The 25,983-nt window shown below is 37.5% G+C and carries 24 protein-coding genes; 16 read left to right on the top strand and 8 right to left on the bottom strand.

Annotated features, from left to right (window positions below):
* Window positions 1–13: 13 nt before the first annotated feature.
* From BMZ99_RS01555 to BMZ99_RS01525, 7 genes are all read left to right on the top strand, one after another.
* Window positions 14–1,702 (top strand): adenylyl-sulfate reductase subunit alpha, encoded by a 1,689-nt coding sequence (locus BMZ99_RS01555; RefSeq protein ID WP_090932271.1) that lies wholly within the window; start codon window positions 14–16, stop codon window positions 1,700–1,702.
* Window positions 1,686–2,000, top strand: a complete 315-nt coding sequence (locus tag BMZ99_RS01550; RefSeq protein WP_090932269.1) for a 4Fe-4S dicluster domain-containing protein — start codon at window positions 1,686–1,688, stop codon at window positions 1,998–2,000. The genes BMZ99_RS01555 and BMZ99_RS01550 overlap by 17 nt, the downstream gene beginning before the upstream one ends.
* A 10-nt stretch (window positions 2,001–2,010) precedes the next feature.
* Window positions 2,011–2,811 (top strand): sulfate adenylyltransferase subunit CysD, encoded by an 801-nt coding sequence (gene cysD, locus BMZ99_RS01545; protein ID WP_007933471.1) that lies wholly within the window; start codon window positions 2,011–2,013, stop codon window positions 2,809–2,811.
* 46 nt (window positions 2,812–2,857) lie between these two features.
* Window positions 2,858–4,585 carry a sulfate adenylyltransferase subunit 1 gene (locus BMZ99_RS01540; protein ID WP_090932267.1) on the top strand — a complete coding sequence of 576 codons (1,728 nt, stop codon included), beginning with the start codon at window positions 2,858–2,860 and terminating at the stop codon, window positions 4,583–4,585.
* A gap of 287 nt (window positions 4,586–4,872) precedes the next feature.
* Window positions 4,873–5,652: an alpha/beta hydrolase family protein gene (locus BMZ99_RS01535; protein WP_090932265.1), complete on the top strand. Its 780-nt coding sequence runs from the start codon at window positions 4,873–4,875 to the stop codon at window positions 5,650–5,652.
* A 320-nt stretch (window positions 5,653–5,972) separates the two neighbouring features.
* Complete coding sequence (locus BMZ99_RS01530) at window positions 5,973–6,563, top strand: hypothetical protein (RefSeq protein WP_090932263.1); 591 nt, start codon at window positions 5,973–5,975, stop codon at window positions 6,561–6,563.
* A gap of 40 nt (window positions 6,564–6,603) precedes the next feature.
* Window positions 6,604–8,358 carry a BamA/OMP85 family outer membrane protein gene (locus tag BMZ99_RS01525; RefSeq protein WP_090932261.1) on the top strand — a complete coding sequence of 585 codons (1,755 nt, stop codon included), beginning with the start codon at window positions 6,604–6,606 and terminating at the stop codon, window positions 8,356–8,358.
* Between the two features lie 129 nt (window positions 8,359–8,487).
* On the opposite strand, the gene BMZ99_RS01520 is transcribed toward BMZ99_RS01525, so the two are convergent.
* Window positions 8,488–8,937 (bottom strand): acyl-CoA thioesterase, encoded by a 450-nt coding sequence (locus tag BMZ99_RS01520; protein WP_090932382.1) that lies wholly within the window; start codon window positions 8,935–8,937, stop codon window positions 8,488–8,490.
* Window positions 8,938–9,120: 183 nt separating this feature from the next.
* Window positions 9,121–10,110, bottom strand: coding sequence for a sodium:calcium antiporter (locus BMZ99_RS01515; RefSeq protein WP_090932259.1), 990 nt, complete (start codon window positions 10,108–10,110; stop codon window positions 9,121–9,123).
* A gap of 306 nt (window positions 10,111–10,416) precedes the next feature.
* Between BMZ99_RS01515 and BMZ99_RS01510 the strand changes: the two genes are divergently transcribed.
* On the top strand, window positions 10,417–10,941 hold the full coding sequence (locus BMZ99_RS01510) for a type 1 glutamine amidotransferase domain-containing protein (protein WP_090932257.1): 525 nt from the start codon (window positions 10,417–10,419) through the stop codon (window positions 10,939–10,941).
* A gap of 49 nt (window positions 10,942–10,990) precedes the next feature.
* On the opposite strand, the gene BMZ99_RS01505 is transcribed toward BMZ99_RS01510, so the two are convergent.
* On the bottom strand, window positions 10,991–11,530 hold the full coding sequence (locus BMZ99_RS01505) for a hypothetical protein (protein ID WP_090932255.1): 540 nt from the start codon (window positions 11,528–11,530) through the stop codon (window positions 10,991–10,993).
* A gap of 128 nt (window positions 11,531–11,658) precedes the next feature.
* Window positions 11,659–11,892, bottom strand: coding sequence for a hypothetical protein (locus BMZ99_RS26865; protein ID WP_090932253.1), 234 nt, complete (start codon window positions 11,890–11,892; stop codon window positions 11,659–11,661).
* 218 nt (window positions 11,893–12,110) lie between these two features.
* Between BMZ99_RS26865 and fabF the strand changes: the two genes are divergently transcribed.
* From fabF to BMZ99_RS01480, 4 genes are all read left to right on the top strand, one after another.
* Complete coding sequence (gene fabF / locus BMZ99_RS01495; protein ID WP_090932252.1) at window positions 12,111–13,343, top strand: beta-ketoacyl-ACP synthase II; 1,233 nt, start codon at window positions 12,111–12,113, stop codon at window positions 13,341–13,343.
* A gap of 22 nt (window positions 13,344–13,365) precedes the next feature.
* Complete coding sequence (locus BMZ99_RS01490; protein ID WP_090932250.1) at window positions 13,366–14,265, top strand: helix-turn-helix domain-containing protein; 900 nt, start codon at window positions 13,366–13,368, stop codon at window positions 14,263–14,265.
* Window positions 14,266–14,524: 259 nt separating this feature from the next.
* Entirely contained in the window at window positions 14,525–15,454 is a 930-nt protein-coding gene (locus BMZ99_RS01485) for an AEC family transporter (protein ID WP_456107082.1), read from the top strand.
* Window positions 15,455–15,490: 36 nt separating this feature from the next.
* The gene (locus tag BMZ99_RS01480) at window positions 15,491–16,063 is read left to right on the top strand and encodes a cysteine hydrolase family protein (protein ID WP_090932246.1); all 573 of its coding nucleotides are present in this window, start codon (window positions 15,491–15,493) and stop codon (window positions 16,061–16,063) included.
* Window positions 16,064–16,186: 123 nt separating this feature from the next.
* Here BMZ99_RS01480 and htpG read toward each other — a convergent pair whose 3' ends face one another.
* The 3 genes from htpG to BMZ99_RS01465 all read right to left on the bottom strand — a co-directional run bounded on the left by htpG (window position 16,187) and on the right by BMZ99_RS01465 (window position 21,491).
* Window positions 16,187–18,145 (bottom strand): molecular chaperone HtpG, encoded by a 1,959-nt coding sequence (gene htpG / locus BMZ99_RS01475; protein WP_090932244.1) that lies wholly within the window; start codon window positions 18,143–18,145, stop codon window positions 16,187–16,189.
* A 298-nt stretch (window positions 18,146–18,443) separates the two neighbouring features.
* Window positions 18,444–19,592, bottom strand: coding sequence for a GNAT family N-acyltransferase (locus BMZ99_RS01470; protein ID WP_090932242.1), 1,149 nt, complete (start codon window positions 19,590–19,592; stop codon window positions 18,444–18,446).
* A 231-nt stretch (window positions 19,593–19,823) separates the two neighbouring features.
* Window positions 19,824–21,491, bottom strand: a complete 1,668-nt coding sequence (locus BMZ99_RS01465; protein ID WP_090932240.1) for a PAS domain-containing sensor histidine kinase — start codon at window positions 21,489–21,491, stop codon at window positions 19,824–19,826.
* A 239-nt stretch (window positions 21,492–21,730) separates the two neighbouring features.
* Between BMZ99_RS01465 and BMZ99_RS01460 the strand changes: the two genes are divergently transcribed.
* The 4 genes from BMZ99_RS01460 (at window position 21,731) to BMZ99_RS01445 (ending at window position 25,118) form a co-directional block, all read left to right on the top strand.
* On the top strand, window positions 21,731–22,618 hold the full coding sequence (locus BMZ99_RS01460; protein ID WP_090932238.1) for a LysR family transcriptional regulator: 888 nt from the start codon (window positions 21,731–21,733) through the stop codon (window positions 22,616–22,618).
* A 188-nt stretch (window positions 22,619–22,806) separates the two neighbouring features.
* Window positions 22,807–23,523 carry a 2-phosphosulfolactate phosphatase gene (locus BMZ99_RS01455; RefSeq protein WP_090932236.1) on the top strand — a complete coding sequence of 239 codons (717 nt, stop codon included), beginning with the start codon at window positions 22,807–22,809 and terminating at the stop codon, window positions 23,521–23,523.
* Between the two features lie 23 nt (window positions 23,524–23,546).
* Window positions 23,547–24,152, top strand: coding sequence for a L,D-transpeptidase family protein (locus BMZ99_RS01450; RefSeq protein WP_090932234.1), 606 nt, complete (start codon window positions 23,547–23,549; stop codon window positions 24,150–24,152).
* Window positions 24,153–24,479: 327 nt separating this feature from the next.
* Entirely contained in the window at window positions 24,480–25,118 is a 639-nt protein-coding gene (locus tag BMZ99_RS01445) for a L,D-transpeptidase (RefSeq protein WP_090932230.1), read from the top strand.
* A gap of 108 nt (window positions 25,119–25,226) precedes the next feature.
* Here BMZ99_RS01445 and BMZ99_RS01440 read toward each other — a convergent pair whose 3' ends face one another.
* Window positions 25,227–25,793 (bottom strand): nitroreductase family protein, encoded by a 567-nt coding sequence (locus BMZ99_RS01440; protein WP_090932228.1) that lies wholly within the window; start codon window positions 25,791–25,793, stop codon window positions 25,227–25,229.
* Window positions 25,794–25,983: the final 190 nt, after the last annotated feature.

Genomic DNA, 25,983 nt, shown 5'->3' with positions numbered 1-25,983 from the left:
AGGTGGCATAGCTATGAATTTGAAAACCAAGAATCTTGAGACTGATATTCTAATCGTTGGGGGCGGAACAGCAGGCTGTTTTGCTGCAATCACCATAGCTGAGAATTCAGATGCGAAAGTAATGATCGCAGAAAAAGCAAATATAAAACGCAGCGGCTGCTTAGCAGCAGGGGTTAATGCATTAAATGCCTACATTGTAAAGGGGCAGACTCCTGAGAACTATCTTGCTTATGCCAAAAACGATGCAGAAGGCGTGGTAAGAGAAGATCTTGTTTATACGATTGCTCAGAAGCTGAATCAAGTGACCCAAAAAGTTGAAGATTTAGGTCTTGTTATTTTGAAAGATGATGCTGGGGAGTATGTTTCTCGCGGCAATCGCAATATCAAAATAAATGGTGAAAATATAAAACCCATTTTGGCGGATGCAGTGAGTAAGCTTTCTAATGTTACAGTGATCAATCGTATGAATATCATTGATTATATCCTGCAAGATGGAAAAATCATAGGGGCATATGGATTTTCTCTTGATACCGCTGTTTTATACGTAATTTCGGCAAAAGCTGTTGTCTGTACTACGGGAGGGGCTGCAGGGCTTTATAAACCCAACAATCCTGGTTTTTCAAAGCACAAGATGTGGTACTCTCCCTTTAATACAGGGGCTGGATATGCCATGGGTATTCGGGCAGGCGCTGAAATGACAACGTTTGAAATGCGGTTTATTGCGCTTCGTTGTAAAGATACCATTGCCCCTACTGGAACCATTGCTCAAGGTATTGGAGCGCAGCAGACGAATAGTAAGGGAGAAGAATACGAGAAGAAATATGGTATTCCAAAGACTTCGATTCGGATGTACTCTACCGTAATGGAAAATCAAAAAGGCAATGGTCCTTGTTATTTAAAAACCATAGGGATCAGCCAAGAACAAGAGCTGGACCTATATAAAGCCTATTTAAACATGGCTCCAGCCCAAACCTTGTCTTGGCTGGAAAATGGCAATGGACCTGCTAATGAAAATGTTGAAATTGAAGGAACGGAACCTTATATTGTTGGTGGTCATACGGCAAGTGGCTATTGGATAGATACGAATAGAGCTACAACGATTCAGGGACTTTATGCTGCTGGTGATGTGGCTGGAGGCAGTCCTCAAAAATATGTAACAGGATGCTTTGCAGAAGGTGAAATTGCAGCGGTTGCTGCTGTAGCGTATATACAAGGTAAAGTAATCACATCGCCCGATCCACAGGCTGTTGAAATAAAGGCAAGAACTGTTAATGATTTTTTTAGGAATAAACAAGGTCTTTATACTGTAGAAGAAATCGAAGAGGCTATGCAGAAAGTAATGGATGAATATGCAGGTGGCATTTCGTCCAGCTATGTGTTTAACCTTAGTAAACTGCAAGTGGCAAAAAGACAGATTAAAGACTTATTAGAACTTAGTTATAAACTTAAAGCCCATGATTTACACGAACTAATGCTGATTTACGAAGTGATTGACCGATTGTATGTTTGTGATACATTAATTCAGCATTTAAGCGCAAGAAAAGAGACGCGATGGCATACCTTTCAAGAAAATGCTGATTATCCTGAACGAGATGATGCCAATTGGCTGAAATATGTAAATTCACGTTTTTCTGAGGGCGAAGTCAAAATCATACTGCGAGACTTAGTAAAGAAGGATGACATCTATGAGCATAAAGATTGATATTCATAAATGCACCGGCTGTGGAAAATGTCGGGAGGTTTGCCCTGGCAGTTTGCTAGCAGAAGATTCTGCAGGAAAGACCCAGATCAAATATCCTAAAGAATGTTGGGGCTGTACTTCCTGTGTAAAGGAATGCAACTTTAATGCAATCCAGTATTATCTGGGAGCGGATATGGGCGGTAAGGGGAGTTTTCTGTACACAAAGCAAGAAGGTCAACTTTTACATTGGATCATCGTTGCACCAGATGGCAGTAGGCAAATACTCACCATCGATAAGAGACAGGCTAATGCCTATTAGGAGGAAAAGTATGGATCATTTAGATAGACTCGAGGCGCAGAGTATTTTTATATTGCGGGAAGCCTATAAGAAATTTGGTAAGCTGGGAATGTTATGGTCAATCGGCAAGGATTCAACGGTAATGCTGTGGCTGGCGAAAAAGGCGTTCTTTGGTCATTGTCCGTTTCCTTTTATTCATGTGGATACGACTCATAAGATACCTGAAATGATCGCCTTTCGTGATCGAATGGCGAAAGAATATAATATTGAATTGATTGTTCATACCAATCAAGAGGCTTTAGATGCAGGCATGGGGCCGGACAAAGGCCGATTAGTCTGTTGTAAGGCACTGAAAACAGATGGTCTGCAGCAGGTTGTTACCAAGTATGAATTTGAAGGTCTAATTTTAGGGATTCGCCGGGACGAAGAAGGATCACGCTCCAAAGAGCGAGTCTTTAGTGAACGAAACAAAGATTCGGAATGGGACTATACAAATCAGGCACCCGAATTATGGGATCAATTTAAGACCGATTTTCCTAAAGGAAACCATATTAGGGTACATCCCATTCTTCATTGGAATGAAATGGACATTTGGGCTTACATTGAAAGGGAAAAAATCGAATTAGTAGATTTATATTTCGCTAAAAATGGCAAACGATACAGAAGCTTGGGATGTGCTCCATGTACAGGGCAAATTGATTCCAATGCAGTTACCGTTGCTCAGATTATTGAAGAATTGAAAAATACGAAAGTGGGTGAAAGAGCAGGCAGGGCCCAAGATCAAGAAGATTCATATGCCATGCAAAAACTCCGTAAAGATGGATACATGTAAGACGCAGCCTGTGGAGTAATGAAAGAATTGTGTAGGAGGAAAGTCAATGGATATTGCTAGAGAAGTGTTAAATATTGTTGTTGTCGGACATGTAGACCATGGGAAATCCACAGTAATTGGTCGTTTACTATATGATACAAAATCCCTTCCAGAAGGTGCTATTGATCGGGTCAAGAGAATTGCAAAAGAAAAAGGAAAGCCTTTTGAGTATGCATATTTATTGGACGCTTTTGAAGAGGAACAAAAACAGGGGATTACAATTGATACGACACAGCTTCAATTTCGTACGGATAAACGAGACTATGTGATCATTGATGCGCCTGGTCATAAAGAATTCTTGAAAAATATGATATCTGGAGCTGCCAGTGCCGAAGCTGCACTCTTAATTATTGATGCGAACGAAGGCATTCAGGAACAATCCAAACGGCATGGTTATATCTTATCACTGTTAGGGATTCAAAAAGCCTATGTATTAGTGAATAAGATGGATTTAATACAGTATTCCGAAGAAAAGTTTAATGCGATTAAGCAGGAAATGAATGAGTTTTTAACGAGTCTCCATGTCTATCCATTAAAATATATACCCGTTTCTGCTTTTCATGGAGAAAATATAACCGCTTCATCGGATAAAATGCCATGGTATAAGGGAGAGCCAGTTTTAGAAGCCATTGATTTATTTGAAAAGGATAAGGGACTGGAAGGTAAACCTTTGCGTTTCCCCATACAAGATGTATATAAGTTTGATAGCCGGAGAATTATTGCAGGAAGAATTGAAGCGGGTACCTTACGAACAGGAGATGAAATTTTAATCTCTCCGAGTAATAAGGTAACGAAAGTGAAAAGTATAGAGTATTGGGTGGAAAAAGATAAAGTAGATCAGATCTCTGCGGGAATGTCTGTGGGGATTACCGTAGAGGATGAGTTTTTTAACCAGCGGGGTGAATTTATCTCTCATACCTATGATGCCCCAATTACTTCTGATACCTTTAAAGTTTCTCTTTTCTGGATGGGAAAAAATGATTTAGTAAAAAATAAGGAATACAAGCTCAAATTAGCCACACAAGAAGTAGAGTGTGAAATTTATGCAATAAATAAAGTAATTGATGCGACTACGTTAGAAAATTTGGAAAATGCCAGCCAGGCAAAGACCAATGATGTTGCGGAGGTAACGATCAAGACCAAAAGGGAAGTCTGCTTTGATGAATTTAGAAATAATCAAAATACAGGAAGATTTGTCATTGTGGATGGTTACGATGTCTGTGGCGGCGGAATTGTTACTGGTTTAGCACAAGAAAGACAATCGGTCAGCAAATTCGTAAAGCAGGATGATGAAATTATAGTTAAGTGCTTTGATGAATATTACTATGTAGTTACGGAGGGCGGGATTAAAAAGATTGAAGGAGTACCTCATTCTTTTAACATAGGGGATGTTATCCCTTCCACGGGTGTAACCTATGAATATCCAGCAGAGTTCAATGTAGTAGATATAAAAACAGGTCTTACGGCGATCATAAGAAAATCGAAATTGCAGGATATCATCTTACTGAAGCATTTAACCTATGAACAGAGTCCTTTTATTGATTCACAAGGTGCCTTTGTAAAAATTCATTCAGAAGAGGATTTTAACAAGTTTGCGGCAGATCTTGAAAAACTGCAACAGGCGGAGAGCAGCAGGACGGCAGCTTTTGCCAATCAATGGCTTGATTTTATGAAATTTAGACAAATTCGATATTTGACTGCGACCAAATCGCTAGAAATTGAATACCAAATATAGAGATGACGAATTGCTGATTGGAATACCAAAGGCTAAGACATATTGCAAAAATATGATCTTAGCCCTTTTCCTTAATGGGAAAAACAAGGTATACTATTTATTGTACAAAATTAATTATTATAAAAAAGACCCGCTAGTACCTCATCTGTGTTAAAACTATAGATAATTTTGTGAGGATTTTTCCGAACTGCAGGACGGAAGCAGACTGCTAAAGTGCAGCGTTTTTAATGCAGATGAGGCACTAGATAATTTAGAGGGGATGATTTTGTAAGGAGAAGAGATTGTCTATGGAAAAACAAATTAGTATTCATACAGATTCTCAGCAATTAAGCGGTGTGCTGCATATACCTGATTGTAATAAAAATGAAAAAATACCTGCCATAGTCATTTGCCATGGCTTTGTCAGCAGTAAAGTTGGACAGCATAGACTCTTCGTAACACTGGCCCGTAACCTTTGCCAAGCTGGTTATGCAGTTTTGCGATTTGATTTTAGTGGCTGTGGAGAAAGTTCAGGAGAGTATCAGGATATTACGACTACCCAACAAATCGAGGAAGCTGCTAGAGCCATTGACTCATTGGAAAAGCACTCTGAGATTGAGTTTAGCAGCATTACATTAATCGGCCATAGTTTAGGCGGAGCAATTGCTACTAGTGTAGCAGCATCAAGTAGAAAAGTTCATCAACTTATTTTATTATCACCTGTGGCAAATCCGTTTGACGATATTGTGAAGATTATAGGACAACATCGTTACCTGGAAAGCTTAGAAAAAGGCAGTGTTAATTTTGAAGGTTTTGAATTGGGAAAAACGTTATTTATGTCATTAGCCGAACAAAGACCTCTAGCCGAAATTAATAAATTTCATGGAAATGTATTAGTGATCCATGGAAGTGAAGATATGGAGACACCCTTAGAAAATGCATATCAATATCAAAAAAGATTAGAGCAGAGAACCGAAGGTCATAGTGAGTTGAAGATTATAAAAGGGGCAGATCATTGCTACTGTTCGGCGATATGGAAAAAAGAATTGAGTGAGTTTATTTTAGATTGGCTTAAGAATCAATCTTAATTGTGAAGAAAGAACAGATTACAAATATTGAATAGAATAAAGACACAAAAAGGATGTACGATTTAGTACATCCTTTTTGACGTGACAATCGAAATAAAAAAGAATATTCCAATAGAATCAATATATAATTGTCGATAGATTGTAACAAAACAGTAACAAATTTCTTTTATAATATGAAAAATAAGGAAAGTTATTACTTGGTAAGCTTTTACTGTAGGAAAAGAATAGGAGGAAGAAAATGTAGACAATTCGTTGCAGTACGGCAGTAAGAACTAGTATAGTGAACATGTTTTTGTGAAAAACAGAAGGTGGGATCTGATATGAATAAAAAAGGTGGATTCATCCTTATATTGATCGTTCTATTCAGTATCAATAGTTATGCTTTTGCATCGTATTCACCAAAGATTGAAGGTAAACCGAGCGAGTTTCAACCAAGTAACAGCGTCGGGTATTTTTTATGGCAAGATAGAGATGGCTTTCACTTGCGAACTAGTGCAGCAGGAACAAAACACAAATTTTCTGGAAGCATTCGTACAAATGGTAAATTTGGTGATATCTTTGCAAAAATGTCAGGAACTGATGATTCTTCGGATATGAATAACGATCGGGACAAAATAGATTTTAACCTCACCAATTTGTCAGGAGAAGCAGGAATTGATTTATATGTTAAGGGTGGAACGGATATTACATTTGAATTATTCATGGATGGAGAAACGGTTGACCCTGAGAATATATATATTGGAAGCGAGGGATGGCATCCTGGCAAATCTAAATTTACTCTTCAGCAGGATGGAAAAAAAGAAAATAAAGATAATCAAATTATAATTGTTGATGGAGGGTTTTGGTGGGGATGGGAGCCTCCTTATAGTCCTTGGCGGCATGGACCGGGGCCAAGGGATAGACGGTGGTAAAGTGTTGACGGCTTGTCTAAATGTAATTGAGGAGAAAGAAATGAAAAAAAGATGGTATAGTCGGTATGTAGTAATAGCAGCAATATCCATTATGACAGGTTTGCCTGGTGCTTTGGCTTATGCTGCGGATTTTACTGGTAAGCAAATTGTTGATGTAAGTATTAGTGATAACAAAACCTTGCACGATCTTTCTATAGTAAAACTAAAACCAGGGGATACATTCAATGCCGAAGTTATTCAACAGGATCTAAAAACCATTTATGATCTTGGCAGCTTTTATGATGTACAAGCTAATTTTGTTGAAGTACCAGAAGGCATTAAAGTGGTATATGTTGTTACTGAGAAGATGATGGTAAAAAATATTAATTTTGTAGGAAATAAAGCAGTTTCAAGTGAAACCTTGCAAAATCTTTCCAAGGGAATGATCGGCAATCTTAGCGACAATAAAATTATCGATGAAAAAGTGCAAGCCATTGAACAGTATTATCATGATCAAGGGTATATATTAGCTAAGGTAAGTAATATTACGATGGATCAAGAAGGAATATTTACCATTTTCATCAATGAAGGTATAGTGGAAGGCATTGTTGTGAAAGGCAATGAGAAAACCAAAACACACGTCATTACTCGTGAAATAAAATTGAAAGAACAAGAGCCTTTTAATGCAAAAGATGCAAAGCGGAGCTTACAACGACTGAACAATCTTGGATTCTTTGAAGATGTAAATATGAAATTAAATCCTGGCCGAGAGCCTAATGCAGTAGTCGCGCAGGTAGATGTTAAGGAACAGAAAACCGGAACCTTTACGATTGGCGGAGGCTATAGTGAAAGCGATGGTGTGACAGCGGCGATTGGAGTGGGTGATAGTAATTTTAACGGATCTGGCAATAAAGTAAATGTAAACTTTCAACATGGCTACTCCAGTATTGCCGGTACAGGCTGGAATCTCAATTTTACGAATCCTTATATCGATAAGAAAGAAACGTCATTAAGTGTAGATTTATTTAATTCAGTCAATGAAGTGAGTGACTATGGTCTGAATGGCGACAATACAAAACTTCGCTCTACCTATTATCGCAGATCCCGAGGCTTTAACATTACATTAGGACGGCCTGAGGGTGAGTATGTAAAAAATTACATTACTCTTACCAAACGAAAAGATATTTATCTTGAGCATGAGTCGGGAACTGTAGACTATTCAGCTGCGTACGGAGAGGATGGCTACGATTCTAATTACGCGGACTATATCCAAAAGAATTTTGGTGAGGTACATAGCGTAACCTTGGCAAGGGTATATGATACTCGTGATAATGTTTTTAGCCCAACAGAAGGACATCGTATTTCCTTAACCAGTGAGTTTGCGGGAAAAGCTCTTGGCGGTGAATTTGATTTCAACAAATATATCCTTGATGCACGTAAGTATTTTAAAGTTGGTGGTCAGCAAGTTTTAGCATTACAGGTAACAGCTGGTACTAGTTCGGGAGATCTGCCAGATGCCAGCAAATTTTCTGTAGGTGGTATCGATACGCTGCGTGGTTATGAAGATAATGAATTCAAGGGCGATAAAATGTTTACTGCTACGGCCGAATATCGCTATCCAATAGCAAACAAGCTGCAAGGTGTTGTTTTTGCCGATGCTGGTAATGCCTGGAGTGGCAGTTATAACTTAAATGATTTGAAGTATAGTATCGGAGCAGGGATACGCGTAAACACGCCTATAGGACCAATTCGTGTTGATTATGGGTATGGGAAAGAAGGCGGAAAGTGCCATTTCAGCTTTGGTACTCAATTCTAAAAGTAGTACAGTTTATATAGTGGTTAGATGTTAAAGAGGATAGGCGATTTTAATTAAAATCGGCTATCCTCTTCGTTATATACTAGATTTAAAACGTTAGTTTAATCGGATTGTTATGTACTCTTTCAGTTATAATCTTTCTGGTATAGGACATGTCTTTGCTTTGGCGCGATTTACTTTATAGCGCTGCTCGCCTTCTTCGAATCTGGCTCGCTGTGCATCTGTGGTAAGTTCAAGAGGAGGAACTGCACAGGTATGACCTCCGGCATTTAAAGCTACCATGGTAAAAAGTGCCGTTAATGCACATTTGCGCGGAGAATCTTTAAAGAGATCCTCCACCTCAACGATTACGGAAACTTCCATGGAAGATTTTCCGACAAAAGTTAAATATGCATGGCAATTTACTAAGTTTCCTACGTATATGGGTTGATGGAAGGTTAGTTCATCGACTCGTGCTGTTACAACATTGGAACGGGCATGCCTGTGAGCAACTACATAAGCTGCGTTATCCATCAATTTCATTATTTCTCCCCCATGGACATTTCCAGCAACATTTGCTTGATGCGGAAGCATAACCATGGATATATCCACTGCGGAATCATGAATTGTTTTAGTTTGCAATTGCCATTACCCCTTTTTATTTATTTTAATAGGATAGGAAGAAGTTGTATCAAAAGTCTTAATTCTACTTAGAATATAAAGCTATTTACTTAAAATTCTATGTAATCTTGATAAGCGTTGATGAATTATAAATATCATACCTTATTTTATAAAGAAAATACAGGAAAATAGGAGATAAAAACCGCCTGCATAAACTAGCCGCCGGGGGGATAGTTTGTCCTGTTTTAATGTTAGTAATAAGTAAAAAATAGAGAGCAGCGTCATACAGCCCGCCCAGATAAGGTGAAAATCGAATAACCAAGGAGTAAAAAATAAGCCTAAGGCAGTTGGAATGGTCGCCTGTATCATCATTGCACCACTAATGTTACCTAAAGCAAGAGTCTCCTTCCCTTGCCTTACCCATATTACCGCATTTAATATTTCAGGCAATTCCGTAGCAATAGGACTGATCAATAGCGAAACAATCAATGGGGACATGTTCCAAGAGATACTAAGAGCTTCTAAATTCTTAACAAAAAGATGAGAGCTAATAAAAATAAGCATTAATGAAATGAATGTCTGGGATAATACCCAAAATACAGTTGGATTTTTCTTTTGGGGCTGGAAGGTTAAAGGCTCCATAACCTCTTCTGAGATTACACATTCTGCTCCCATCTCCTTATAGAAATACAATGCGTAGGCGGCTAAAAATAAAATGCCTGCCAAGGGTTTGAGACTAAAGATGAACAAACCCATTAATACTTTAAAAATAAAAATGGATACAAACCATAGCTGATCGCGGCTCAATTTTTTGCTGTCGATATCAATCTCGACTCCTAAATCCCGTTTTTTGCGGAAAAAGATAATACAGAGTCCCACCACAGCATAAGAGATGGTTCCAAGTACAAGAGGACCGCCCAAAGCAGCTCCAATCCCGATATCTTTTTGCTCAGCACTGGAATTGAAGGCTACTGCCATCAAGGTGACCACACTTTCCGGCAATGCCGTTCCAAAGGCTGCCAAAATTGTTCCAACGGCACATTGTGCAACGTTAAACTTTCTGCCAACCCATTCGATGGCGTTGACAAACAATTCACAGCTGTAATAGATTACGATAATAGCTACTAATAATGTTACATAAAGACTAAGCATATTACTACCTCCAATTTTATGTATAAGGGAAAATAAAAAAAGACTCCTGGTGCTCTTAAAAAGCACCAAAAGTCTCATTACGCAAATAGCGGGTACTACCAGGTTGTTACACCATTATGTTGACAGCACCTATATTAATTACTCCCCTTTGATAAACTAAGTATAATGCTTTTTCTTATTATCGTCAAGATTGAGCAGAGCTATGCAGAGTAGAAGAATTGTTATTCAACAAAACACAGAAAGAAAGCAGGAATTATCATGAAATTCCAGAAACTATGGTGTAAAAGAAAAAAAGGGGGACTAGCTATGACGAAAAAAGTTTTAAAAGCCCTTCAACTCGTAGATCATGATTTTGAAGATTTAGAATTGTGGTATCCCGTCTTGCGTTTACGGGAAGCGGGAATACAAGTGGATATTGTTGGTGAAAAAGCAAAAGAAAAATATATAGGAAAATATGGCGTTCCCATCGAATCGGATTATAGTTTTACACAAGTGCATGCAGATGATTATGATGCCTTATTGGTGCCGGGAGGTTGGGCTCCTGATAAATTACGGCGATTTGGCGAAGTACTGCAATTAGTAAAAGCTTTTGACAAGAGTCAAAAGCCAATCGGACAAATTTGCCACGCGGGATGGGTACTCATTTCGGCGAACATTCTAAAAGGGAAAAAGGTTACAAGTACTCCTGGTATTCGGGATGATATGGAGAACGCAGGCGGAATTTGGCTGGATGAAGCTGCGGTGGTAGATGGTAATTTGGTTTCCAGTCGTCGCCCTCCTGATTTACCGCAGTATATGAAAGCTTTTTTAGAAGTAGTTTTGGCGAAATAAAAAGATTAGACTGGCAACAGGAGTGTTGTCAGTCTGATCGGATACTGTTTTAAAATTTGTGGTTAATACCAAAGCCTACACCATCTCGTGTTGAAGAATTATCGTGCTTGTCAGATTTATAACCAAGATTAAGAGAAGTTTTACCATCCATTTTATAGTTCAAACCTGTTTGCCATTCAGTTTCTACATTGTTTGTTGTTACAGAGGCATATCCATCTAATCTAGGAGCTAAATCGGCACTCACGCCGACACCGTAGAAGAATTTATCTGATTCTCCACTATAATTTCTGTCACCGGCAATTAAGCGTACATTATTGTCTAATTTGTAATGGACATAAATATCGGTAGTATGGGAGCCGCCATAGTAGGATGAATAACCATTTCTTTCAATGCCAGCAGTAAATTTATCTGAAAGAGCATTTTCTATATAGAAACTATCATCGTCTATGCTGCGTCCGTTTTGATCCAGATTATAATGATTGTATCCAACTGCAGTTTCTCCTGGAGCAAGCTCCGTAAGTGGTGCAGCATACCCAATGCTGCTAGCCAGCATAGTACCTGCCATAAGAGCAAATATTTTCTTTTTCATGAGTAATCCCCCTAAAAATTCGTAAGTAATGTCTTTCTTAACTAAGAAGACTAAAATTAATTTGATATATGTAAATGATCGGCTTTGCATCGGATTATTGGGCAAGGGAGGTATTATGATTTCTAAAATCAACCGATGCTGTGCCGATCAGTTGATGTACTTAGAATAACATGGAAGTGTGACAAAAGTATGACAAAGAAAAATATTTGGACTATATAGTCCAAATATTTCAGATCATTTATGATAAAGGAGATTTTCGTATCGGAAGGGGAAGCACGATCCTTGCCTTTTATAAATGTCTTTACTTGTATAATTTCCCCCACGCGAATATCCAATTCCATAAAATCATTAATTGTAGCCATGTATATATTCTCCTATTTTAGCTTTGTTATTAGTGAATCGATTCCCTATCTTCTCGAATTTATACTTAGAATCCTGCATGATCATGTCTATGGATAGTAGCAAGAATTGTTCATTATTTTAAAATGAGTATGCTACAGTTAGTAAGGTATAATACAAGAATATCTGATGTTATTTTGTGACGTGAAAAACGTATAAAGTGAGTATAGGAGGATATACAATGAATAGACGTGTAGTAATTACAGGGATGGGAGCGGTAACTTCTTTAGGATGCGGTGCAGATGCTTTCTGGCAGTCCATTAAAGAAGGGAAATCCGGTATTAGCAGAATTGAGAGAATTGATGTATCTGATTTGCCTACCCAGGTAGGAGCTGAGATAAGAGATTTTGACCCCACTCCGTTTCTGGAAAAGAAAGAATTGAAACGGATGGACCGGTTTACCCAATATGCTATAGCTGCTACGCAAATGGCAGTTGAAGACGCAAAGATTGATTTTGCTAATGAAAACAAAAAGCGTATTGGTGTCATGATTGGAACGGGGATTGGTGGTATCGAAACCATTGAAAGCCAGCACAATTTGCTTCTAGAAAAAGGAACTAGCAGAATTAGTCCTTTTTTGGTGCCGATGATGCTGCCTAATATGGCTGCTGGACTGGTTGCGATTCGCTACGGTCTTAAGGGATTTGCTGAATGTACCGTTTCAGCCTGTGCCTCTTCTACCAATGCTATTGGTGACGCTTATAAAATCATTCAAAGAAACGCTGCTGATGTGATGATTGCCGGTGGTACGGAAGCATCCATTACAAGACTAGCAATGGCTGGCTTTTGTGCCATGAAAGCAATGACTACAAATCAGGATGCTGCCTCTGCTTCTAGACCTTTTGATTTAGATCGCGACGGATTTGTACTGGGTGAAGGTGCAGGCATCTTAATAGTTGAAGAATTAAATCATGCTTTAGAGCGAGGTGCAGCAATTATTGCAGAGATTGTAGGCTATAGCTGCACCAATGATGCATACCATATTACTGCTCCTGCTGAAGGTGGCGAAGGAGCTGCTGAATGTATGAAGCTGGCAATCGAAGATGCAAATGTGCAGCCTCAGGATATTGGCTATATCAATGCCCATGGCACATCAACGCCATTAGGGGATAAAAATGAAACCAGTGCTATAAAAACCGTTTTTGGGAAGCATGCATATGAGCTTGCAGTTAGTTCAACAAAATCCATGACGGGTCACTTATTAGGAGCGGCGGGAGGCATTGAAGCCATTATTACGGCATCTGCTCTGAAAGAGGGATTTTTACCGCCAACGATTAATTACAAAACGCCTGATCAGGGATGTGATCTTGATTATGTTCCAAATGAAGGAAGAAAAGCAGTGCTATCCTATGCTTTGACAAATTCTTTTGGTTTTGGCGGGCACAATGCAACACTGGTTCTAAAAGCTTTTTAATGTTTGGGGGCTGGTCAAACAGATGATTGATATGAAAGAGACTGTAGCTGCATGTGTAAATTATATTGATAACAATCTAAATGAGAAGATTACCTTAGATGATATTGTCCAACATGCAGGGATTTCAAAATATCACTTGCATCGAATGTTTAAATCCTTAACAGGTGAATCCTTAATGGAATATGTTCAGTCGCGGAAGCTATCAGCAAGTGTTAACGAACTGCTTCATACCAATATGAGAATGATTGACATTGCTTTAGAATATGGTTTTGATTATGAGCAGTCCTATATCAGGGCTTTCCGTAAAAAGTTTGGGCATACCCCCTTGAAAGTGCGTTCGGATAATTTATCACTTATCATTAAGGAGAAACTGAATATACATGATATTTTGTCCGTTAATAATTCGATTATCTATAAACCATTTTTCGTTTATAAGCCAAAGATTTATTTGGTTGGCAATCAACATAAGATTGTAAGCAAATCGGGAGATAAGACTGCCAATAGCTATGGGAATGATTTTTATTATAATTATAAACATAAAATTGTAAATCCAGTTAATCCTCAAGTATACTTTGGATATACAGATTGGAGCAGGAATGACGAGGGATATATTTATTATATCCCCTCTCTTCAAGTACAAGATTTATCTCATATACCGGAAGGTATGAAGGGGATTACAATTCCGGCTCATAAATATGTAGCCTTTCGTTTTGTTGGCTTTTTTCATCCCAATGATATTAATGGCAGGCAAGTTGGTCGATTACTAGTTCATATGTATTCGAAATGGATTTTTAAATCTGGTTTTAAATTCGCCGATACCTTTCGCTTTGAATATATTGATACCGCTATATCAAAAGACAATTATTGTGAACTTGATATATATCAGCCTATTATGGAGAATGCCAGAAATGGGGTGTCATAATGAATCAGAGGGTAAACCCAGAAGAGAACTATTCAGATCCTTGTAGTATCAAAGCTTAACGCACCAGCTATTTGTCATTGTTCCGCAGTGTCTGCAGTGACAAATAGCTGGTGCTTTTTTGAGAATAAAAGATTCAGAAAAATGAGTGGAAGGAATATACAATTTATAGCAGAATAGAACATAAATGATTAATAATGGCTAATAAGTGATAAAGAAGAGGTTTATTGTGGATATAAAGTTAAAATTGATATATGTTTTTATGGATCTTTTGCTTCCTCTCATGTTGGGGTACTTTTTTCGACGCAGGAAATACTTGAGCGAAACAAATTGTGATAAATTAATTGTAGTTAATATCCTGGTAATCTCAACGGCTTTATCCATTCTTAGTTTTTGGGCTTTACCGTTGAAATGGGAGTTAATTTGGCTTCCTTTTTTTGGAATCCTGCTAAGTATCATTCCTGGAGCTGCGGCCTATTTTGCATCAAAACACAAGTATACGAATTGTCTGGAGAAAGGTAGCTACTTAGCATCAGCGATACTATCCAATTCCGGAACATTAGGCGGACTTTGTGCCTATATTATATTTGGCGAAGCGGCATTTGCCTACACGCAAATCGTTGGCTTAGCTCAAAATTTGGTGTTGTTTTTATTTTGTTTTCCTATGGCACAGTATTATCAACAACAAAGTTGCTGTGAAATGGAAAAACCAAAGCTTACCTTTGCCTCAATGTTTTTGAATCGCAATCAGTTACCAGTTGTAGGACTTATCATTGGGATAATCCTCTGCGCCATTGGTGTGCCTCGTCCTGCTTTTTTTGGTGCAGTTTTTGATCCATTGGTACACATCGCTGCGTGGACAGCTTTGATTCCAGCAGGGTACAGTATTAATTTTTCAGGAATGAAAGAATATTATGGATCAACCTTTGATTTAGTACCGATAAAGCTTGTTATTACGCCGATCATTGGATACTTATTAGCCCGAGAGATCTTTAATGATCAAGCCTTGCTTGGTACGATTCTAATTTTAGCGAGCGTACCTACAGGAATTAATGCAATTGTGACTGCTAGGTTGTATGGTTTGAATTTACATGTCTCTGGTGCGGCCTTTGTATTAACTACGGTAGTCTTTTTAGTGGTGGTGTATCCAATATTATTTTTTTGGATTACAACGAATAGTTTGGTTCATTGAACTCATGCCTATTCTAGCTAGAAGGAGATAGATACTATGAATGAAAAACTGCCTAAAGAAGCAGTGCTGCTCATCATTGATGTACAAAATGCTATTGATGACCCACAGTGGTGCAAATACGGTAGACGCAATAATGCCGCAGCCGAAGAAAATATGTCAGTCCTACTCACAGCATGGCGGCAGTCAATCCGAAGAGTGATCCATGTTAGGCATGAGTCAAGAGAAGCCAATTCTACTTATCGTTCTGGAGCGCCTGGTTTTGATTTCAAAGTGTGTGCTATGCCTACCGAAGGTGAGTTAATCATCACAAAACATGTAAATAGTGCTTTTATTGGCACCAATTTGGAGAAGATACTTAGACAAACCAATACTTCGTATTTGGTCATTTTCGGTGTGATAACAAATAACTCAGTGGAAGCGACTGTAAGAATGGCAGGGAATCTAGGGTTTACTGTTTTTTTAGTAGAAGATGCAACCTTTACTTTTGCAAGACCTGATTATAATGGACAGGTTCGAACAGCTGAGGAAGTACATGCGATGTCATTGGCAAATTTAGATAAGGAATATTGCACGGTTATTTCCAGCGCAGCATTGCAATCCCTTATTTGAAGATTTGGGTAGTAAAAAGAGGAATTTGGATATTGTACTGGCTATATTTCGCGTTTCTACGAAAGAAAAAAAGCTTGAACCGTTTTACATGTGGTTCAAGCTTTTTTATCAGCAGTGCTGCACTTAGCTCTTACGTGCCATTAAGTTGGATACCTTATTAGCAAAGCTGATTGGATCTTCTGGGAGCAGACCTTCAATAAGCATTGCTTGTACGTATAATAAGTCACAATAATCTTTGAAGGCCTCAGAATCAGGCGTTGTTTCGTGCAGATCCTTCAAAACAGTAAAGACATCGTGATTTGGATTTAATTCTAGAATTCGACTAGCCTTGTACATGGTGTTGTTCATTTCAGATAAAATCTGCTCCATAGAAAGACTGATGCCATTATCATCACTAACAAGACATACGGCACTGGATTTTAGACGATTGCTAATCTTGACATCAGCTATTTTTCCTTTCAAATGCTCTTTGATTGCTTTGATTAAGGACTCATTTTCTTTTAAAATGGCTTCGGTGTCTTTTTTCGCCTCGGGAGAGTCGATATCGTCTAAATTGAGTTCACCGCGACTGATGGATTGGAATTTCTTTTCTTTGTATTCTTGTAATGCATCAATGGTAAACTCATCAACCTGATCATACAGATAAAGAACTTCAATACCTTTCTCTTTCAGCAGCTCCATTTGCGGTAACCGCTCTACGGAAGCACGATCTTTACCCGTTGCATAATAGATGACTTTTTGATTTTCTGACATACGTTCAATGTAGTCATGCAAGGTTGTCAATTCTTCTGTTGAGTGGGAGGAAGAGAACAATAATAAATCTTTTAACTTATCACGACTTTGGAAATCTGTGTAGGCTCCCACTTTAAGTGCTTTGCCGAATTCCTTCCAAAATTTTTCATAGGTAGATCGCTCATTAGTAAGAAGTGTTTCTAATGTTTTCAATACACTTTTTTCAAGGTTTTTTCCAATCAACTTTAATTGCTTGCTATGCTGCAACAGCTCGCGGGATATATTGAGGGAAAAATCAGGAGAATCCACTAAGCCCTTTACAAATCGCAGATATTCAGGAAGAAGATCTTGGCAGTTGTCCATAATGAAAATCTGTTTTGAGTAAAGTCGGATTCCAGAGGAAGATTTTTGAGTATATAAATCAAAAGGAGCACGGGAAGGAATGAACAATAGGCTTGTGTATTCTACGGTACCTTCTGCCTTAGAATGAATTAATTTTAAAGGATCTTCCCAGTCGTGGAAAAGGTTCTTATAGAAAGTATGATATTCTTCTTCTGAAATTTCATTTTTATTGCGAGTCCATAATGGAGTCATAGAGTTTAAGGTCCGAACTTCTATGGTCTGCGTTGCAGGAGCATCTTCAATTACTTTACCTTCTTCATCTTTGGGTTTTTCTTCCTTGACGAAGTTCATTTTAATAGGGTAGCGGATATAGTCAGAGTATTTTTTGATCAGATTTTCAATAGTGTAGCGGTCTAAGAAATTTTCTTTGGAGCCGTCAGCAGCAGTAAATTCATCATTGAGAGTAATAATAATAGTAGTGCCGCGTGTTTCTTTTTCAACTTCTTCAATGGTGTAGGTTCCGTCGCCGCTGGACTGCCATTTAACACCTTTAGCTTGTCCAGGTGCACGTGTGATCAGAGTAACTTTATCAGATACCATGAAAGCAGAATAAAAGCCAACACCGAACTGACCAATTAATTCATTATCAGTAGCTGTTTCCTTTTCTTTTAATTTTTCAAGAAAAGACTTAGTACCTGATTTAGCAATGGTTCCAATGTTTTCGACTACTTCGTCATAAGTCATACCAATACCGTTATCTGAGATTGTCAGGGTATGAGTTGATTCATCAGGGACAATGAAAATTTCAAAGTCGGATTGTCCTTCCAATAGATCATGATTGGTTAAGGATTCAAAACGAACCTTGTCAATGGCATCGGAAGCGTTAGAGACCAGTTCTCGTAGAAATATTTCTTTATTTGTATAAATAGAGTGAATCATTAAGTCTAATAATTGCTTGGTTTCTGCTTGAAATTCCCTGGTTTGCTTATTTGTTGGTTCTTGGCTCATATAAAAAGTCTCCTTTTAGAAAAATTATATGTACATTTTCTTTTATTAGCACTCTCTTTAAGTGAGTGCTAACTCTCTTTCTCTATAATACCTTGATTGGTATTTGAAATCAAATACTTTTTTTCACTAAATTTAGCAATAATAGCATCTTTTTACCATTTATGTTGATTTTACTATAGATTTTATATTATTTTTCGATTTGATAAATATTGTTTTAGCGGAACAATGGCTGTTAGTATGAAAAATACTAACAGCCATTGTCTTCAATGTTTAAATATAGGTCGCTTTACTCTTCCGTCTAACGTAGGTTAGAGAGGGTTCGGACGATTTTATGGGCGATATCAGGGTGAGAGTGAAAGAAGCGAGGAAAAGCCATACCTGATAATACTAATATTTCAACAGCGTCAACTGCCTTAATATCTTCGGTATGTTTATTATGTTCCGTTAAACCGTTTGCGCCGAAGTGTTGTCCAGATATAGTATATTCTTTAATAGGGTGATGAAAAGTAAGTGATTTTAACTTTCCAGTCAGTAATATATCATAGGAATAGCTAATTTCGCCTTGATTGGTGATGATATCCCCTGTATTGCACTGCACTATACTGCCGCATGAATGAATGAATTTTTTTGCTTCTGTTTCTGATAAACCATGAAGTATGGTAATTACTTCCGTTGGCGGATGCTGCAGAAAGTTGCAGACAATAAACCATAGTTCCTCTTCAGTGACAATCTGACTATTTACAATTGGAGAGTCTTTCGTAATCTTTTCATGAAAAGCTTCTACAACTTGCGTATTAACTTCTTTTCTTTTACGCGCTGCACGAAAAAGTGGAGAATGCACTGTTCGTAAATGTTGAATGTCATTTACAGCTAAAACAATTGGAGATAACAAACCATATCCAGAATCATAGAAGTTCTCTTTATATCGGTGGAAGCCCATTTGTTCATATAAGCGCAACAAATGAAAATTGCATGCAGTATAACCAAATTCAACTTGATGATCTACTGAAAGTTCATAACATTTTGCGATCAGTAGATACAGTGCTGGAGAACTTCTATGAGGGGGAGCGACCATTAATTTTGCACAATAAGAGAATTTAGGATTGTCATTTTGAATATAGCATCTTTGAAATAAATTAAGAGATAGAATATCAACTAGCTTTGCCGGAAAATCTGTAAGAGCTCCGATGTTAACTCGTGCCGTGGCAATTACTTCCTCATTTTTTTTTACATATAATAGAAGGGCCCATTCATCTAGCTCATCATGCAATAGTTCATTGACATGGTCGGCTCCAGTTATATTTTTGGACATTTCCTCTATGTAGGTTTGGTAACGAAAATGATAGATCTGCCTTTTTTCTTCTGGGGTAACGGCGATACCAAGTTTGATTGTGCTTTCAGAAGTTTCAGGTGTAGTTGTCATTGATTTTAAAATTGTAGTTGTCATTTTTTCTCTCCTCCATAATAGTTAGTAAGTATTTTGACTATAAAAAATTATAGGCTCATAACTATCACCCCCTTTTACTAGGGGATACGGAGAGAAATGATTTTAATCCTTGTAGATATATGTAGAAATAGAAAGTAAAAAAAAGATTTATATATCTTTTTGAAATAAAAAGTCCTTTTTCAGGAGTAAAATTTACTCACTAAAAAAGGACATATATAATAAATTTTAGCCTTATGATATTTGAGGAGTGAAATATATAAAAAAAGTAGTTCCTTCTTGGCTTGTACTGATTCTGATAGTGGCTTTGTGGCGATGAGCTATTTGATAACAAATAGGAAGACCCAGACCTGTACCTGTATCTTTCGTCGTAATAAAAGGAGTGCCTAATTTATCGAGTACATGAGAAGGAATACCTTCTCCCTGATCACTAATTGCTAAAATAACTTTACTGTTTTCTAGGGATGTGGAAATTGTTAGAGCGCCGCCTAACGGCATAGCTTCAATGCTATTACGTACCAGGTTTAATAGTAGTTGACGAATTTCATTTTCATCCAGCATCAACTCTGTAATTGTATTAAGGTTAAGCTTTATGGATACCTTTGATGAATTAGCATCGGCTTGAAGTAAAGGGAATAATGCTTCAATAATACCGTTTAAAGAACATTGTTTTAAAACAACCAGTTTTTCGCGGGATAGAGAAAGATATTCTCTTATAATAGAATTAGCCCTATCAATTTCTTCAATCATTAATTTGAATTTATCGTTATCTTCTTGATATTCGTGTTTTCTTGCCATTACCTGTAAATAACCGCGTACCGTAGTCATAGGATTTCGAATCTCGTGCGCTACAGCTGCAGCCATGCTGCCGACCAGATTCATACGATCAAATAATGAAGACATATGTTCTAATTTTTTCCGTACAGTGATATCTCGAACAATACCTTGTAATGCAGTGAGGCGTCCATTCTCTTCATAGATAGGAACACATTTTTGTTCGACCCATAAAATTGTTTTATTCTTTAGAATTAAGCGTAACGTCAATGGTACCTCAATAGAGAAAGGAAGGTTCTTGACAAAATCGGTAAGTAAAGTTAAGTCATCAGGGTGTATCAACTTTAGTATTAATGCATCATTTTCATAATAATCTTCCGCGCTATAGCCAGTGACTCTTAAAACAGAAGGACTTATGTATTCGACTTTTCTTTCGGGAAAGAGTTGATAAGAATAAATAATATCAATTGCATTTTCTGCTAATAAGCGATATTGAGTTTCTTTAGTGATTAAATCCGTTCGGGTTTTTACGAAGTAAACCATTAAGGTGCCAATTGCAATGGCTAAACGCAAAATCCCACCAAAAACATAACCCCAAGGAGCGAACCAAGGAATGGTAATAGTAAAAGGCATAGTTAGAGAAAGTAAACTCCATAATATGAAAGCATAGCCTGTAATTAATCCACCAAGGCCCTGATGCTTGAAATAACGTATAAAAATCACACCGATCCAAATTCCTGTAAAACTGCCATAAAAAAGAGGAAGGAGCAATTTATAAGCTAAGGAAGAAAATAGAAGATTAAAAAAGATAATTAAAATTGAAATGCCTGCAGTTCCATATAACCACCATTTATTCATAGGCTTGTTCATAAAATTGTAAATGCCTGAAACATACAGTAATGTACTGATTATAATTAGCATTTGGTATATGAGTAAACCAAAGAACGTTTGTTTCCACAAGAGTATACCTGAATCAAATAATACATATCGGGAGAGAAGGATAATCCAGCTAGTTGCCCAAACTCCTATATAACGTTCTCGATACAATGCATATAAGTAGAAGTATACAAAAACAATGGAAATTGTTCCAATTAAGGAACCAATTGCCGATAAATGAGCAAAATCCATAATAACTCCTATGATCATATTATTTAAGACATACACAAGATGTCTTCTACAAAAAGATAAAACTTCCTTCTTTCTTGACATTTTTTAGGTTTTATAATTAGAGCTTTTTCATATTTGGGGCGCAATATAATGCTACATAGAAGGTATTATTTTACAGATAACGAAACATAAAAAATATAAATAGTTTGATCAAAAAGTTTTTTTAGTAGGTGGCTGAAAAGTATATAGGAGGAAGTCTTTTGGATATAAAAATTTTAGAATGTTTTATGGAAGTTGCCCGACATAAAAGTTTTAGTAAAGCGGCAGAGATAATGTATATTTCTCAGCCATCCATTAGCAGGGCGATAAAAGAATTGGAAAGCCAGTTGGGAGTTACTTTATTCTATCGTGATACCAAGTCTGTAGAGCTGACGGATGCAGGAGAAATCATTTTGCAGCAAGCACAGCAGATTGTATCCTCTTTTCAAAATATCACTTCTCAGCTCGGAGAATTAAAGAGCATGCAATCAGGGAAAATCTATGTTGGATTACCTCAAATTACTGCTATAACAACATTTTCGAATATGATCAATTCCTTTAGAAAAGAGTATCCTAATATTTATATTCAGTTGTACGAGTTTGGCCCTAAGAAGGTGGAGGCGTCGATTCAGGACGGCCTTTTAGATATAGGTATATTTACGCCAGCCGAAGATAATAAAATCTATGAAAAGATCTGGTTTGAGGAAGATCCTCTTGAAGTCGTAATGCATCCGGCAAATCGGCTTACCCAATATGAAGTCATGGATTATCGTAAATTAATTGATGAACACTTTATTTTGTATAATAACGAATATCATTTACATGATATGATCATCAATGCATGCAACCATGCGGGATTTCAGCCTAAGATTATTTTGGAAACTTCACAACGTGAGTGGATGATACAAATGGTAATGGACAATCTTGGTATCGCATTACTGCCGAGTAAAATATGCAGAAGCCTTGATACTAAAATGGTTGCATGTCGGCCATTTTTAGATCCTAAACCGTGGCTGCGATTGGCTTTAGTTTGGAAAAAGGGAAGATATCTATCCTTTGCTGCTCGTGAGTTTATACTATTTGCTAAAAAGCACTATGGGGTTAAGTAATTAAAACGTTCGCAAGAATTTTTTATTTTTGCAGTAATTCCTTTATTCTAATTCTGAATACATTGGATACATAATGTGAATACAAAGTTAAGTTGATAAATAACGATACAAAGGATAAAATAGGATTTACAGATATTATGTTTTGCTATGCATCTGTAGGATTTTAGCTAAAGGAGAGGAACAAATTAATGAAAATTGACGTTATACTTTTGCCAAAAGAAACTGCTGCTCTGGATCTTTCCCATAGCGTTTGTATCGTCTTAGATATATTTCGTGCAACGAGTACTATTGTTACTGCCCTTGCGAATGGATGCAAAACGATTACTCCAGCCTTATCCACTGAGGATGCAGAAACTTTGGCTAGTCAGATGGGATCTGTATTATTTGCAGGTGAGCGGCAATCAATAAAGATTGATGGTTACGATTTTGGTAATTCGCCTTTTGAATTTAGCAAGGAAAAAGTAGCAGGTAAAGCAATTGTCATGACAACGACGAATGGTACGATTGCCATAAAAGCAGCAGAGAAAGCATATCGCACTTTCATCGGATCATTTATTAATGCGAAGGCTGTTTGTATGCAGGCAAAACAATATGGCAAAGATCTTGTAATTGTATGTGCGGGAACAGATGGGCTTTTTTCATTAGAAGACACCCTTTGTGCAGGATTGTTAGTTCAATTGCTTAAAACAGACTGCGAAGTTACATTGACTGATTCAGCTCTTGGAGCCTTTCTGTTATATGCTCAAGCCAAGAATATGTTAGTTGAGACTGCTGTCCAAAGTCGAAATGGCAGGCGATTATACGACTTGCGTCGTATGGATGATGTAGAATATTGCCTTAGTGCCGATTTGTTTACTATTGTACCTCAGTATACAGAAGGAAAGATTGTAATAGAAAATCGATAATAGCAAAGTTGGTGTATTGAACAGTGAATAAACAAGTATTACTTGTCTTTAGTGCAATAATACTATTTGGTGGCTTCTTGCTGATGGATTCGGCTGCTGAGGCAGCTCCTATGTCACAATGGCAAGAAATTGTAAAGCAGCAAGATATGGTAGTAGTAGTAGAGAAATCTATTAATACAATGACCGTGTTTTATCAAGGAAAGGCTGTGAAAAGGTTTTTATGTGTTTCTGGTGTAAATTCGCAAGGTGATAAACAGAGGCAGGGAGATAATCGCACACCGGAAGGAATCTTTTTTATTATCGATAAAGAACTGTTGCATGATGATCCTTACCTGGGGCGTAAATGGATCGGTTTAAGCTATCCCGACCCAGTCCATGCTCAAAAAGGAATAGAGCAGAAGTTGATTAGCGTAAGCCAGTATCAGGAGATTATTTTGGCGAATGAGCAAAAGGTACAGCCACCTCAAGATACTGCGCTTGGAGGATGGATTGGAATTCATGGGGGACGAGATGATTTAACAGAAAGGAAGATCAATTGGACTGAAGGTTGCGTAGCCTTGCAGGATGATGATTTAACGGAACTGTATAAAATGGTTCAGTATGGAACCACTGTGATTATTGTTGCTTAAGCGGCAAGGATGATAGAAAGTAAGTCTTATGACTAATTTCAGATGATCTTGTTAGAAAATAAGAGTCGTTATTACTATACGATTCTTATTTTTAAGAATAAGAATCGTATAGTAAAGAATTTTAATTGTTTGGTTATATATGGGAATAATGCAATTGTTAAACATTTCTACAAGGAAAGGAATTTATTTATGACGAATAAATATGTTAAGTCTAGTGTATTATATAGTCTTTTACACTGGACGTTATCACTTGCAGTAAGAATGTAATGCCAAATCAGATCTGGTTGGTATTACATAGTATCGGTGCTGCCCGAAAGGAGACATTAAATGAGAATCTTGATGATGGTTGCGCTGTTACTTGGTTACTTCCAATCCGCTGTTTGGGCTTCGCCTGAAATTCGCATTAACATTCCTGAGTTGGTGTTAAGGGTATACGATAATGGTAAGTTGGTCAAAGAATATCCTGTTGCCCTGGGGACTTCTTATGAAAAGACTCCTGTGGGTAATTATAAGATATCCTCCAAAGAACAAAACCCCACATGGATTCCAGGTTCTGGTTTTTCCGATAAGACCCCAGTGTCTCCAGGCCCAGATAATCCTCTAGGCAGCCGATGGATGGAATTTAGCCCTGGTTACGGAATTCATGGTACCAATAAAGATTGGGATATCCAGTATCCTGTTTCCGGTGGATGTATTCGCATGCACAATACTGACGTTGAAGAATTATATGAATTGGTAGGTGTGGGAGCACCAGTAACGATTACGTATCAAACCTTCCTTCTAAAAGAACGCAATAAGTCCATTTATCTTACAATTTTACCCGACATTTATAATCATAATGATGAGGGAAAAGCAAAGGTCTTAGAGCTATTTCAGCCTTATACTAAAAAATATAAACTTCTTAGTAACTGGGAATTACCTAATGATCAAGTGCGTCATGAAATCAAAATTGGAGTAGCTAAGTAAGGACTAATCGAAACTTGTGAAAGTTTGTAGTAGTATAGCGTTATGAAAAAAGAAGAACCGTGAAGGAATGCAAGACCTAGTCTTGGCGTTTCTTCACGGTTCTTCGTCTTAGCGCAGCCATTCGGTGACTTCTGACCATGATTTTCGAGGGCGCGCATAGGGAGATTGATTAGGATACCCGATGGCTACCGCTCCTACAAGTTCATCATTTCGTTCGAGCCATGAGCATATCTCACGTTCGGAATAAAAAATATCACAGATCCAAAGCGTTCCTAGCCCAAAATCCTGTGCAGCTAAGATCATGGTTTGAATGGCGGCTCCAATGGATTGGGTATCTGTTAATAAACGATAATGATTGTAATCCTTTTCAATAGTAGAGAAAGCGTTAAAGACTAAAATCACGATTGACGCTTGTTGAATCGCAGCTATACTTGTCTCACAACTGCCAATATCCAAGTTTTGCTGTTTTCGGGACTGACTTTTATCAGCCATAATCGTGGCTAACCTATCTTTCTTTTGGCTCTCTAAGACAACAAACCTCCACGGTTGACGATTTTTCCCTGAAGGAGCTTTTACAGCTAGCTCTAGTAATTCTTCGATGATTTCTCGTGGAATTGATTGATCCTGATACGAGCGAATACTTCTTCTATCTAAGATTGCTTGTTTAATATCCACAAAATCCCTCCATACTTTAATTGCGCTGTTTAATTTTCTATTGCCATCATATATTTTTTACGAGAAAATATCAATTCAAGAATAAGAAAAAGGAATCATGGTGAAAGTACTTATAGAAGAAGAGTGGACTTGAGCAAGAATAGAAGCAATATAACTAAAATAGCGGGATACTTCTAAAATAAGCCTTTAG

Origin of the sequence: Pelosinus propionicus DSM 13327, from assembly GCF_900114615.1 — a bacterium.
GTDB lineage: Bacteria > Bacillota > Negativicutes > DSM-13327 > DSM-13327 > Pelosinus > Pelosinus propionicus.
The sequence above is the reverse complement of the archived record's forward strand: the minus strand, read 5'-3'. Positions and strand labels throughout refer to the sequence as shown.